The sequence below is a fragment of the Methylibium sp. genome, assembly GCF_031393925.1.
In the GTDB taxonomy this organism is placed as follows: Bacteria; Pseudomonadota; Gammaproteobacteria; order Burkholderiales; family Burkholderiaceae_C; genus Methylibium.
Genome location: NZ_JANMWL010000243.1, coordinates 1 through 11,894 on the forward strand (window position 1 = coordinate 1; position 11,894 = coordinate 11,894).

Consider the following 11,894-nt stretch of genomic DNA (forward strand, 5'->3'; position numbering starts at 1 on the left):
GCGGTTTGACACTTGCGGACCGTCCCCACTATGCGCACCCTCAATTTCAGCGCCGGCCCCGCCGTGCTGCCCGAACCCGTACTCCGCCGGGCCGCGGCCGAGATGCTCGACTGGCGCGGCAGCGGCATGTCGGTGATGGAGATGAGCCACCGCGGCAAGGAGTTCATCTCGATCGCCGCGCAGGCCGAAAGCGACCTGCGCAAGCTGCTCTACATCCCCGATGACTACGCCGTACTGTTCCTGCAGGGCGGCGCCATCGCCGAGAACGCGATCGTGCCGATGAACCTGCTGGGCTCGATGCGCGTGGCTGACTACGTCGATACCGGCGAATGGTCGAAGAAATCGATCAACGAGGCCAAGCGCTACTGCGAGGTGCATGTCGTGGCCAGCGCCGCCGATCGCGGCTACAGCTACGTGCCGCCGCAGGAGTCGTGGCAACTATCGCCGGGCGCGGCCTACGTGCACGTCTGCACCAACGAGACGATCGGCGGCGTCGAGTACCACTGGACACCCTCTACCGGCGATGTGCCGCTGGTTGCCGACATGTCCTCGCACCTGCTCTCAAAGCCGGTCGATGTGCGCAAGTACGGCGTCATCTATGCCGGCGCGCAGAAGAACGCGGGCCCGGCCGGGTTGACGATGGTGATCGTGCGCAAAGCGCTGTTCGGCCGCGCGCTGCCGATCACCCCCTCGGCCTTCGACTGGCAACTGCAGGCCGAGAACGACTCGATGCTGAACACGCCGCCGACCTACTCGATCTATATCGCTGGCCTGGTGTTCCAGTGGCTGCTCGAGCAGGGCGGGCTGGCCGAGATCGAGCGGCGCAATATTATGAAGGCGGCCTTGCTCTACGACTACATCGACGCGAGCGACTTCTACGTCAATCCGGTCGAGCGCGCCGATCGCTCGCGCATGAACGTGCCCTTCAAGCTGCACGACGACAAGCTCGACGCCGCCTTCCTGAAGGGAGCCGAAGCGCGCGGCATGGTGCAGCTCAAGGGCCACCGCTCGGTCGGCGGCATGCGCGCGTCGATCTACAACGCCATGCCGGTCGAAGGCGTGCATGCGCTGGTCGATTACATGCGCGATTTCGAACGCAGCAACGGTTGATGCGGGATGCCATGTACAACGTCCTGACCTTCAATAACATCTCGGCGCGCGGCCTCGCGCGCTTTCCGCACGATCGGTTCACGGTCGGCAAGCACGTCGAGCGCCCCGACGCGATCCTGCTGCGCTCGCACGACCTGCATGGGATGGCCTTCGCGCCCAGCGTCAAAGCGGTCGGCCGCGCCGGCGCCGGCACCAACAACATCCCGGTGGCGGCGCTGTCTGCGCGCGGCGTGCCGGTGTTCAACGCGCCGGGCGCGAACGCCAATGCCGTCAAGGAGCTGGTGCTCGCCGCGCTGCTGATGAGCGCGCGCAACCTGGTGCCGGCGCTGCGCTTCGTCGAGTCGCTGCCGGCCGAGGCGGCCGATTTCGAGGCCCGCGTCGAAGAGGGCAAGAAGCAGTTCGCCGGTTTCGAGTTGCCGCAGCACACGCTGGGCATCGTCGGCCTGGGTGCGATCGGATCGCTGGTCGCCGAGACGGCCCTGAAGCTCGGCATGAAAGTGCTCGGTTTCGACCCCGAGATCACCGTCGACTCGGCGTGGCGCCTGCCTTCGAGCGTACGCAAGGCGCACAGCATCGAGGAGGTGCTGAAGGCATCCGACTTCGTCAGCCTGCACCTGCCGTTGCTGACGGCCACGCGCGGCCTGCTGAACGCCGAGCGGCTGCAGGCGATGAAGCCCGGCGCGGTGCTACTCAATTTCGCGCGCGACGCGATCGTCGACGAGGCGGCCGTAGTCGCCGCGCTGCGCGCCGGGCGGTTGAAGAGCTACATGTGCGACTTTCCCTCACCTGCGCTGCTGCACGAGCGCGGCGCCATCGCGCTACCGCACCTCGGCGCATCGACCGCCGAGGCCGAAGAGAACAGCGCCGTGATGGTGGTCGATCAACTGCGCGAGTACCTCGAGCACGGCAGCATCGCCAACGCGGTGAACTTCCCGAGTGTCGAGATGCCTCGCGAGTCGGCGCACCGCGTCGCCATCGCGAACGCCAACGTGCCGAACATGCTCGGCCAGATCTCGACCGCGATGGCGCAGGCCGGCCTGAACATCCACAACATGGTCAACAAGTCGCGCGGCGAGATGGCCTACACGCTGGTCGACGTCGACAGTCCGGTCGAGCGCCATGTCGTCGACGCGATCGCCTCGATCGGCGGCGTGCTGACGGTGCGGGCGATTCCGGCGCACGGGCACTGACATCGGTTCGTCCGGTTGCCCACCTGGGCGGGTTTCATGGCCGGCACGGCCGATACGGTAATCAGGCGCCGGATCTCGAGTCGAGCGCCGCTCCGATCGCTTGCGGTGTCAGACTTTGCCTCGTGGATCGCGCGGTCCAGCGGCAGGCCGTCTTCGCGCAGCGAGCGGATGGCGGCGCCGCGAAGTCCCCGAGCGCATTTGTGCCTGTGAGAGCAAGTTTGAACAGCATGCCATGACGGCCCTTGGCGCACCCTCTGAGCAATTCGGCCGGATGGGGGTAGAACTAGCGGTATCCACCGCAAATGAGACTGCTGGAAGCCAGCATCGACGCGCGTTTCCGCTGATCATTCGGACGACGCTCTCCCGCCAGGGGACGGTCTCAAGGCGTCTCACCAAGACGCAGAAATCACGCTAAAGCCTCGTCAGCCGGGGCTTTTTCGTTTCTTGGCGTCTCATGACGACCTTTGACATCCCGCGAACTTTTCGACATCACGGCGCCCAAGGGCGCTGCGAGCCAAGTTCTTCGATGACCAACCCTTGAACGACTCTGCGTCTTCTGGGTACCGTCTCTACCGCAATCCGCCCGAATCCAAAGGCCGCTCGCACGTCAACCTGGCATGGCCCGAGCAAACTCGGCCAAGCACCCCTCGAGGTCCGACGGTCGCACCGGCTTGCCGATGAAGGCGTTCATTCCGGCCTCGCGGCACGCCACATGGTCTTCGACCATCACGTTGGCAGTGAACGCCACGACATACGGTTGCTTTTCGAGCGCGTGGTCACGATGAAGGCGCGGCGCCGGCTGATGCCGCAGATGGCGTCTCACGCATCAGCCGGGCCACGCGCTGGCGGCTGACGGCCACACCTTGATCGATCAGCTCGGCGCGCACGCACGGCATGCCGTAGGTCGCATCCGACTGGGCATGGACCGCGCGGATGCGCTCGACGAGCACGGCGTTGTCGATCGCCCGCCGCGATGGCGCTCGATCGCGCCACGCGTAGTAGCCGCTGGCAGAGACCTTGAGCACGCAGCACATCGTGTGCACCGAGACGTCGGCCTGGTTCGCGTTCGCAGAGGCGCTGCGAAGCGCTCAGCAGCGCGCGTGCTCGACAGGAATGCCGTCGCAGTGCCGCAGCGCAGGAGCAACGCCCGGCCACCGGACGCTGAACGTTACTGGCATTCGGGGTCGACCGACCGGTGGCCGGCTAGTCGTTGCAGGTTGCCCAAGATTCGGCGCCAAAGAAGTCGCTGTCTACCGTGTCCCACCGATTTGGGGGGAGCTTCTCTGAGGGGTACCGCGAAGCGTCGAATTGATCGAAGCTGTCGTCACGAAAGAAGGACGGCGAAGGAGCGATCATGACAAGCTTGCAGCAGCGTGACGTCGGCGATTTCCGCATTTACGCCGGCACGTTTGAAGCGCGGGGAGGTGGCCACACCGCGGCAGTAGAGGTACATCGCGTGCGCGGCGAATCCGAGCTCCTGCCCGAAGTCGTGTTCAGCAACGACTGCCTCTCTGGAGGTCATCGCTTCGACGGGTCCACTGCGGCCTTGGCGCATGCAATGGACGTCGGGCACCAAGTGATCCGCCTGCGCGGAGCGTCGGTCGCCTGAACTGCAAGCTTGGCCGGCGCGGCGCAAGCGGTGCGGTCAGAGCCCGAGCCAAGCGCCCAGGGCCAGCATCGCGGCTTCGTCGTAGCGCTCGAAGCCCTGGTATTTGGTCGGTGCGAGCTTCTTCTTGCCGTCCTCGGAGCCGTCAAGCGAAAGTAGATAGTCGCGCACCTGCTCCACTTGATCGGGTGCAAGGTTCGGGCTGGCGATCACGTGCTTGATCGGTACTGCTTTTGACTTGCCGATCACTTTGCCGCCTTTGGCTTGCCAGTCCTTCACGACGGCGGACGACGCGGAAGCGCCGGCATTCGTCAGGTTGTTCTCGACGAAGAAGGGCACCGCGTCCTGGTAGCGGGTGTAGGTGTACTTCACTTGCTTTGGATCACCCAGTGCGTCACGCAGCGTCGCACGCACCATCCATGAGGTGATTGAGTCTTCATCGGGCGCGCCGAGGTGCAGGCCCTTGAGGTCGGACAGAGATTTGAGCGGCGAATCGGCCTTGACCATGAAGCTGGCCGCGTACCCCTGGAAGCCCTTGGTGACGGCGACGAGCTTGTAGCCCGACTTCTTTATCGCCTCGATCGACAGGTGCGCGGGATGCACCATGGCGAGGTCGTAGGCCTTGTCGGACAGGCCCTGACGCAAGCTCGGGTAATCGCCGATGGGCTCGATCTGTACCGGCTGGCGAAGGAGCTTGGAGAGATCGGCGGCGATCGCAGCGTACTTGCCGCGAATCTCGTCGGCCGGCACGCGGTAGGTGACGCCTTCGTTGATGGCAAAGACCAGCGCATGCGACGACGAAGCACCGAGCAGTACTGCGGCACACAGGGCGCGCAGGATCGTGGTTTTCATGTTGGCTCCCAACGCGTTGAACTCGGCCTGAATGGCGAGCCTCGGGTAGTGTACGGAGCGACGCGCGCTGAACTTGCATAGAGGCGTTCGCTGCGCAAACGGATTCACGATCCGGGCTGCAATCAGCGAAAAGTGTTGTCGATGAGGTGCAGCGCGGTGTCGAGCGCTTCACGCGCGTCAGCGACCGGGCTCAGCGCAAGGGCGTCGCCGCCTTGAACAGCGTCATGGCGGTGCCGATCAGGGCAGAGACCTCGCTCATGTTGCCGGGCACGATCATGGTGTTGTTCTTCTGTGCGAGTTGCGCGAAGGCGTCGACGGCGCGCTCCGCGACCTTGAGTTGAACCGCCTGGTCGCCGCCCGGCTCGCGGATGGCCGCGGCGATCTTGCGGATGGCGTCCGACGTCGCGTCGGCCACCGTGGTGATGGCGGCTGCTTCGCCTTGGGCCTTGTTGATCTCGGCCTGCTTTTCGCCTTCAGAGCGCGCGATGAGGGCCTCGCGCTCGCCGGTGGCGATGTTGATCTGTTCCTGGCGCCGGCCCTCGCTGGCGGCGATCAGCGCGCGCTTCTCGCGCTCTGCGGTGATCTGCGCCTGCATCGCATGCAGGATTGCCGCTGGCGGCGTCAGGTCCTTGATCTCATAGCGCAACACCTTGACGCCCCAGTTGAGCGCGGCCTCGTCAAGCGCGTTCACCACTGCCGTGTTGATCAACGTGCGTTCCTCGAAGGTCTTGTCCAACTCCATCTTGCCGATTACGCTGCGCAAGGTGGTCTGCGCGAGCTGGGTTATCGCGACGATGTAGTTGGAGGCGCCGTAGCTGGCACGCATCGGGTCGGTGACCTGGAAATACAGGATGCCGTCGACGGTGAGCTGGGTGTTGTCCCGCGTGATGCAGACTTGGCTCGGCACGTCGAGCGGTATTTCCTTGAGCGAGTGCCGGTAGGCAAGCCGGTCGACGAAGGGCACCAGGAAGTTGAGCCCCGGAACGAGCGTTGCGTGGTACTTGCCCAGTCGCTCCACAACCAAGGCGTGCTGCTGCGGCACGACCTTGATCGAGCGCACGATGAACACGAAGGCGATGACGACCAGGACGATGGCGATGATTTCCATGGGACTTCTGTAGAAAGCTAGCAAGGGAATCAGCGGCCGAGCAGGAGTCGGCTGCCGTCAATGGCACGAATCACGTGCTCGCCGGGTTCGGGCGAGCCGTCGCCGGCATAGCGCGCACTCCACTGCGCGCCGCGGTAGTCGACCCGCGCGGAGCCGTCGCTTTGCCAGCTGCCGACATGGACACGCTCGCCGATGTCGAGGTTGACGTCGCGGTTGGAGCCGGCCGGCTCCGCGGCCGGCGCATGTTGGCGACGCAGGTGCCAAGCGGCGACGGCGCCACCGCCCACCAATGCTGCAACCACGAGTTGTGCGCTCGTGCCCATCGATGCGTGAGCGGCCAGCGCGGCGGCGACCGCACCGAGCGCCAGCACCAACAGGTAGAAAGTGCCGGTTGCCATTTCAATGGCAACCAGGGCGCCAGCGGCGATCCACCACCATGTGGCGGAATTCCAGTCCATAAGGGCTCTCCGGCCACGTCTTGCGCGGCAGTGTACGCCGCGAATTGCGTGCTTCTTCGGGGGCAAGCCGCAGCGTCGATACGTCCTACACTTCGCGCTTTCTCGCGTTCCCCGGAGCCGCTTCGATGCTGCGTTTTCGCTTCCCGATCGTCATCATCGACGAGGACTTCCGCTCCGAGAACACGTCGGGTCTTGGCATCCGCGCGCTGGCCGACGCAATCGTCAAAGAGGGCTTCGAAGTGCTGGGGGTCACCAGCTACGGCGATCTGAGCCAGTTCGCGCAGCAGCAAAGCCGGGCGAGCGCCTTCATCCTGTCGATCGACGACAACGAGTTCGTCCATGAAGGACCCGAGCTGGCGCCGGCGGTCGTGAACTTGCGCCAGTTCATCCGCGAGATCCGGCGCAAGAACCTCGAGATTCCGATTTACCTTTACGGCGAGACGCGCACCTCGCAGCACCTGCCCAACGACGTGCTGCGCGAGCTGCATGGCTTTATCCACATGTTCGAGGACACGCCGGAGTTCGTGGCGCGCCACATCATCCGGGAGGCCAAGAGCTACCTCGACGGGCTGGCACCGCCGTTCTTCAAGGCGCTGGTCGACTATGCGCAAGATGGCTCCTACTCCTGGCACTGCCCCGGGCATTCGGGCGGCGTCGCCTTCCTGAAGAGCCCGGTCGGCCAGATGTTCCACCAGTTCTTCGGCGAGAACATGCTGCGCGCGGACGTCTGCAACTCGGTCGACGAACTCGGCCAGTTGCTCGACCACACCGGCCCGGTGGCGCAAAGCGAGCGCAACGCCGCACGCATCTTCAACGCCGACCACTGCTTCTTCGTCACCAATGGCACCAGCACCAGCAACAAGATGGTCTGGCACCACACGGTGGCGCCCGACGACGTGGTGGTGGTGGACCGCAACTGCCACAAGTCGATCCTGCACGCGATCATCATGACCGGCGCGGTGCCGGTGTTCCTGACGCCCACGCGCAACCACCTCGGCATCATCGGGCCCATTCCCATGAGCGAGTTCGAGCCCGAGACGATCCGCCGCAAGATCGCCGCCAATCCGCTGCTCAAACACGTCGACCCTGCCACCGCCAGGCCACGCATCTTGACCATCACGCAGAGCACCTACGACGGCGTGCTCTACAACACCGAGACGATCAAGGGCATGCTCGACGGCTGGATCGACAACCTGCATTTCGACGAAGCCTGGCTTCCGCATGCGGCCTTCCACCGCTTCTACGGCGACTATCACGCCATGGGCAAGTACCGCACGCGACCGAAGGAGGCGATGGTCTACGCCACGCAGTCGACGCACAAACTGCTCGCCGGTCTGAGCCAAGCCTCGCAGGTGCTCGTGCAGGACTCGCAGAACCGACAGCTCGACACGCACCTGTTCAACGAGGCATACCTGATGCACACCTCGACCTCGCCGCAGTACGCGATCATCGCGAGCTGCGACGTGGCAGCGGCCATGATGGAGGAGCCCGGCGGCACGGCACTGGTCGAGGAAAGCATCAGCGAAGCACTCGACTTCCGGCGCGCCATGCGCAAGGTCGACAAGGAATTCGGCAAGGACTGGTGGTTCAAGGTCTGGGGTCCCGACCGGCTCACCGAAGATGGCATCGGGCGTCCCGAAGACTGGATGATCAAGGCCGATGCCAAGTGGCACGGCTTCGGCCCGCTGGCCGAGAGCTTCAACATGCTCGACCCGATCAAGTCGACCATCGTGACGCCGGGGCTCGACGTGGCCGGCAAGTTCGCCAAGACCGGCATCCCGGCCTCGATGGTTACCAAGTTCCTGGCCGAGCACGGCGTGATCGTGGAGAAGACCGGTCTGTACTCGTTCTTCATCATGTTCACCATCGGCATCACCAAAGGCCGCTGGAACACGCTGCTCACGGCGTTGCAGCAATTCAAGGATGACTACGACCGCAATGCGCCTCTGTGGCGGATCCTGCCTAAATTCATTGCTTCGCAGCCGCGCTATGAACGCATGGGCCTGCGCGACCTGGCGCAGAGCATCCACGAGGCCTACGTCAAGGGTGACATCGCGCGGCTCACGACTGATATGTATTTGTCGGACCTGCAGCCAGCGATGAAGCCGAGCGAGGCCTATGCGCACATTGCGCACCGAAAGACCGAGCGGGTAGCGATCGAGGCCCTTGAAGGGCGCATCACGACCTCGTTGCTCACGCCGTATCCGCCGGGTATTCCGCTGCTCATTCCGGGTGAGCGCTTCAACCGCAAGATCGTCGACTACTTGCGCTTCACGCACGAGTTCAATAAACGCTTCCCCGGCTTCGACACCGACGTGCATGGCCTGGTCGAACAGGAGGCCGAGAACGGCGAGAACCGTTACTACGTCGACTGCATCAGACAGTAAGGGCTGCTCGACGCCGGTGAGGGCGGCTGGACAGGCGACGGTCGGGGCTGTGGCGAAGCCGGCCGGCGCAAACTTCCGCGTCAGCCGCGGACTTGAACCTCAGGTTTCTGCCATGCCGCTGGCCACGCGGCTGAAGCCACCATCCACGTAAGTGATTTCAGCCGTGACACCGGCTGCCAGATCGCTGAGCAGGAAGGCGGCCACGTTGCCCACGTCATCGATCGTGACGTTGCGACGCAGCGGCGCGTTGTGCGCGACCACGTCGAGAATCTTGCCGAAACCCTTGATGCCGGAGGCGGCGAGCGTCTTGATCGGGCCGGCCGAGATGCCGTTCACGCGCGCGCCGCGGGGCCCGAGACTGGCGGCCAGGTAACGCACGCTGGCTTCCAGCGAGGCCTTGGCCAGGCCCATGGTGTTGTAGTTGGGAACCACCCGCTCCGAGCCCAGGTAAGTCAGGGTGAGCAGCGCCGCCTTGTTGCTAAGGCGCGGGGCGGCGGCCTTGGCCAGAGCCGCGAAGCTGTAGGCGGAGATGTCATGCGCGATGCGAAAGCCTTCGCGCGAAAGGCCCTCGAGGAAGTCGCCGGCGATGGCTTCGCGAGGCGCGAAACCGATCGAATGGACGAAGCCGTCGAAACTCGGCCACGCCTCGCCGAGGTCGCTGAACATCGCTTCGATCTGGTCGTCCCGTGCGACGTCGCAATCGAACGTCAGCCCGGAGTTGAATTCCTTGGCGAAATCACGCGTGCGTTCCTTGAAGCGCTCGCCGACGTAGCTGAAGGCCAGCTCCGCGCCTTCGCGGCGGCAGGCGCGGGCAATGCCATAGGCGATCGAGCGGTTGGAGAGCACTCCAGTGATTAGCAGGCGCTTGCCGGCAAGAAAGCCCATGGTGGTTCCGTCCAGGGTGTTTAAAGCCCGAAATTTTGGCACGCGAACGTCGCCCCGAGGGGCTCTTGACACTCCATGAGCTTGCCGGTAAGGGGCGCTCAAGCTACAATCCCATCTTTCGCTAGGCCATAGATTGGGCGGGATATTCCAGCCCATTTTTTTTGGGCGATCGCTTTTGGGAGCGAGCGCCATGAAAACCCGCACGAGCCAAGCACGAGCGGTTTGCCCGTCAGTAAGAATTTCGATGAATTGGCAGTTGAGTGTCGAAAAAACCGTGACCGGATTCGGCTACGAGTTGATCGAGTGCGAGCGCGGCTCGCAGGGCTTGCTGCGCGTGTTTATTGACCGTGTGTCCGGGCAGGCCTACGACACCGGCGAAAGTGAGTTCGTTACCGTCGAGGACTGCGAGAAGGTGACGCGTCAGTTGCAGTATGTGCTTGAAGTCGATGGCCTGGACTACAGCCGGCTGGAGGTGTCGTCGCCGGGGCTCGATCGGCCGCTCAAGAAGCAGGCTGATTACGCTCGCTATGAAGGCGAGCGCATCGACCTGACTCTCAAGCTGCCGTTCCAGGGGCGCAAGCGGTACCAGGGCGTGCTGCGCGCGGTTGTCGGCGGTGCCAGTGAAGGCTGGGCGCTGCATTTCAACGACGGCAAGGAAGACCAGGTTATGGGTTTTGCGCTCGATGAGGTGCGTGAAGCGCGGCTGGTGCCGGTGGTGAATTTCAAGGGTCGCAAGGGGCGAGCGCAAGCCGCGGCGGCGACCGAAGTACCCGGAGGTCAAGAAGAATGAACCGCGAATTGTTGATGCTGGTGGATGCGATCGCACGCGAGAAAAGTGTCGAACGCGAAGTGGTGTTCGGCGCGGTCGAGGCTGCGCTCGCCTCGGCGAGCAAGAAGCTGCATGGCGGCGAGGTCGACATGCGTGTTGCCGTGGACCGCGAAACCGGCCAGTACGAGACCTTCCGACGCTGGCACGTGGTGCCCAACGAGGCCGGCCTGCAGTTGCCCGATTCCGAGAAGCTGCTGTTCGAGGCGCAGGAAGACATCGCCGACATCGAAGAGGGCGATTACATCGAGGAGCAGGTCGATTCCGTCTCCATCGGCCGCATCGGCGCCCAGGCCGCCAAACAGGTGATCCTGCAAAAAATCCGCGACGCCGAGCGTGAGCAGTTGCTCAACGATTTCTTGTCGCGTGGTGACAAGATCTTCGTGGGCACCGTCAAGCGGCTCGACAAGGGAGACCTCGTGGTGGAGAGCGGCCGGGTCGAAGGGCGCTTGAAGCGCAGCGAGTTGATCGCCAAGGAAAACCTGCGCACTGGCGACCGCGTGCGTGCCTACATCACCGAGGTCGACACCACGCAGCGCGGGCCGCAGATCATGCTCTCGCGCAGTGCGCCTGGTTTCATGATGGAGCTGTTTCGCCACGAGGTGCCCGAGGTCGAGCAGGGCCTGCTCGAAATCAAGAGTTGCGCCCGTGACGCCGGTTCGCGCGCCAAGATCGCCGTGGTCTCGCACGACAAGCGGGTCGACCCGATCGGTACCTGCGTGGGTGTGCGCGGCTCGCGCGTGAACGCGGTGACGAACGAACTGGCCGGCGAGCGCGTGGACATCGTACTGTGGTCGAGCGACCCGGCTCAGTTCGTGATTGGCGCGCTGGCGCCGGCGAACGTGCAGTCGATCGTGGTCGACGAAGAAAAACACGCCATGGACGTGGTGGTCGACGAGGAAAACCTCGCCATCGCCATCGGCCGCGGCGGCCAGAATGTGCGCTTGGCCTCCGAGCTGACGGGCTGGCGCATCAACATCATGAGCGCCGAGGAGTCCGCCGAGAAGCAGGCCGGCGAATCCGACTCGATCCGCAAGCTCTTCGTCGACAAGCTAGACGTCGACGCCGAGGTCGCCGACATCCTGATCGCCGAGGGCTTCACGACGCTCGAAGAGGTGGCTTACGTGCCGCTTCAGGAGATGCTCGAGATGGAGAGCTTCGACGAAGGCACCGTGCATGAGCTGCGCGCCCGTGCCAAGGACGCGTTGCTGACGATGGAGATCGTTCGCGAAGAAAAGCTCGAAGGCGTTTCGCAGGACCTGCGTGACCTCGACGGCCTGGACGCGGCGCTGATTGCCAAGTTGGCCGAAGGCGGCGTGCACACGCGCGACGACTTCGCCGACCTCGCCGTGGATGAACTGACCGAACTCACCGGCATGGCCGACGAAGAGGCCAAGTTGCTCATCATGAAGGCGCGCGAACACTGGTTCGACGCTTGAGTCGGCACGACCGACCGCTGCGCACCGCTTGTA

The 11,894-nt window shown here is 64.2% G+C and carries 11 protein-coding genes and 1 pseudogene; 6 read left to right on the top strand and 6 right to left on the bottom strand.

The window, feature by feature from the left end; translation table 11 throughout:
* Nucleotides 1-30: 30 nt before the first annotated feature.
* Together serC and RMO12_RS12665 are read left to right on the top strand one after the other, a co-directional pair.
* Complete coding sequence (serC, locus tag RMO12_RS12660) at nucleotides 31-1,110, top strand: 3-phosphoserine/phosphohydroxythreonine transaminase (RefSeq protein WP_309639561.1); 1,080 nt, start codon at nucleotides 31-33, stop codon at nucleotides 1,108-1,110.
* Between the two features lie 11 nt (nucleotides 1,111-1,121).
* A complete protein-coding gene (locus RMO12_RS12665) occupies nucleotides 1,122-2,300 on the top strand; it encodes a phosphoglycerate dehydrogenase (protein WP_309639562.1) in 1,179 nt (392 codons plus the stop codon).
* 607 nt (nucleotides 2,301-2,907) lie between these two features.
* Here RMO12_RS12665 and RMO12_RS12670 read toward each other — a convergent pair.
* Both RMO12_RS12670 and RMO12_RS12675 read right to left on the bottom strand, forming a co-directional pair.
* The gene (locus RMO12_RS12670) at nucleotides 2,908-3,048 is read right to left on the bottom strand and encodes a hypothetical protein (protein ID WP_309626111.1); all 141 of its coding nucleotides are present in this window, start codon (nucleotides 3,046-3,048) and stop codon (nucleotides 2,908-2,910) included.
* Nucleotides 3,049-3,068: 20 nt separating this feature from the next.
* A pseudogene (locus RMO12_RS12675) lies at nucleotides 3,069-3,367 on the bottom strand (IS3 family transposase); the annotation flags it as partial.
* 287 nt (nucleotides 3,368-3,654) lie between these two features.
* Here RMO12_RS12675 and RMO12_RS12680 point away from each other — a divergent pair.
* Nucleotides 3,655-3,909 (top strand): hypothetical protein, encoded by a 255-nt coding sequence (locus RMO12_RS12680; protein ID WP_309639563.1) that lies wholly within the window; start codon nucleotides 3,655-3,657, stop codon nucleotides 3,907-3,909.
* A 36-nt stretch (nucleotides 3,910-3,945) separates the two neighbouring features.
* On the opposite strand, the gene RMO12_RS12685 is transcribed toward RMO12_RS12680, so the two are convergent.
* The 3 genes from RMO12_RS12685 to RMO12_RS12695 all read right to left on the bottom strand — a co-directional run bounded on the left by RMO12_RS12685 (nucleotide 3,946) and on the right by RMO12_RS12695 (nucleotide 6,324).
* A complete protein-coding gene (locus RMO12_RS12685) occupies nucleotides 3,946-4,758 on the bottom strand; it encodes a PhnD/SsuA/transferrin family substrate-binding protein (RefSeq protein WP_309639564.1) in 813 nt (270 codons plus the stop codon).
* A gap of 190 nt (nucleotides 4,759-4,948) precedes the next feature.
* On the bottom strand, nucleotides 4,949-5,866 hold the full coding sequence (locus tag RMO12_RS12690; protein ID WP_309624353.1) for a stomatin-like protein: 918 nt from the start codon (nucleotides 5,864-5,866) through the stop codon (nucleotides 4,949-4,951).
* 29 nt (nucleotides 5,867-5,895) lie between these two features.
* A complete protein-coding gene (locus RMO12_RS12695) occupies nucleotides 5,896-6,324 on the bottom strand; it encodes an NfeD family protein (protein ID WP_309639565.1) in 429 nt (142 codons plus the stop codon).
* Between the two features lie 125 nt (nucleotides 6,325-6,449).
* Here RMO12_RS12695 and RMO12_RS12700 point away from each other — a divergent pair, with 125 nt between their 5' ends.
* Entirely contained in the window at nucleotides 6,450-8,711 is a 2,262-nt protein-coding gene (locus RMO12_RS12700; protein WP_309639566.1) for an arginine/lysine/ornithine decarboxylase, read from the top strand.
* A gap of 99 nt (nucleotides 8,712-8,810) precedes the next feature.
* Here the strand turns inward: RMO12_RS12700 and fabI are convergent, their stop codons facing one another.
* Nucleotides 8,811-9,596 (bottom strand): enoyl-ACP reductase FabI, encoded by a 786-nt coding sequence (fabI, locus tag RMO12_RS12705; protein ID WP_309626495.1) that lies wholly within the window; start codon nucleotides 9,594-9,596, stop codon nucleotides 8,811-8,813.
* 244 nt (nucleotides 9,597-9,840) lie between these two features.
* On the opposite strand from fabI, the gene rimP reads away from it, so the two are divergent.
* Nucleotides 9,841-10,386 carry a ribosome maturation factor RimP gene (rimP, locus tag RMO12_RS12710; protein ID WP_309626494.1) on the top strand — a complete coding sequence of 182 codons (546 nt, stop codon included), beginning with the start codon at nucleotides 9,841-9,843 and terminating at the stop codon, nucleotides 10,384-10,386.
* A complete protein-coding gene (gene nusA / locus RMO12_RS12715) occupies nucleotides 10,383-11,861 on the top strand; it encodes a transcription termination factor NusA (protein ID WP_309639567.1) in 1,479 nt (492 codons plus the stop codon). The genes rimP and nusA overlap by 4 nt, the downstream gene beginning before the upstream one ends.
* The last annotated feature ends 33 nt before the right edge of the window (nucleotides 11,862-11,894 follow it).

Excerpts from the sequence above, each read along its gene's own strand:
- fabI (WP_309626495.1), bottom strand. The coding sequence starts at position 9,596 with ATGGGCTTTCTTGCCGGCAAGCGCCTGCTAATCACTGGAGTGCTCTCC.
- RMO12_RS12680 (WP_309639563.1), top strand. The coding sequence starts at position 3,655 with ATGACAAGCTTGCAGCAGCGTGACGTCGGCGATTTCCGCATTTACGCC.
- serC (WP_309639561.1), top strand. The coding sequence starts at position 31 with ATGCGCACCCTCAATTTCAGCGCCGGCCCCGCCGTGCTGCCCGAACCC.
- RMO12_RS12695 (WP_309639565.1), bottom strand. The coding sequence starts at position 6,324 with ATGGACTGGAATTCCGCCACATGGTGGTGGATCGCCGCTGGCGCCCTG.
- RMO12_RS12685 (WP_309639564.1), bottom strand. The coding sequence starts at position 4,758 with ATGAAAACCACGATCCTGCGCGCCCTGTGTGCCGCAGTACTGCTCGGT.
- nusA (WP_309639567.1), top strand. The coding sequence starts at position 10,383 with ATGAACCGCGAATTGTTGATGCTGGTGGATGCGATCGCACGCGAGAAA.
- RMO12_RS12665 (WP_309639562.1), top strand. The coding sequence starts at position 1,122 with ATGTACAACGTCCTGACCTTCAATAACATCTCGGCGCGCGGCCTCGCG.
- RMO12_RS12690 (WP_309624353.1), bottom strand. The coding sequence starts at position 5,866 with ATGGAAATCATCGCCATCGTCCTGGTCGTCATCGCCTTCGTGTTCATC.
- rimP (WP_309626494.1), top strand. The coding sequence starts at position 9,841 with ATGAATTGGCAGTTGAGTGTCGAAAAAACCGTGACCGGATTCGGCTAC.
- RMO12_RS12700 (WP_309639566.1), top strand. The coding sequence starts at position 6,450 with ATGCTGCGTTTTCGCTTCCCGATCGTCATCATCGACGAGGACTTCCGC.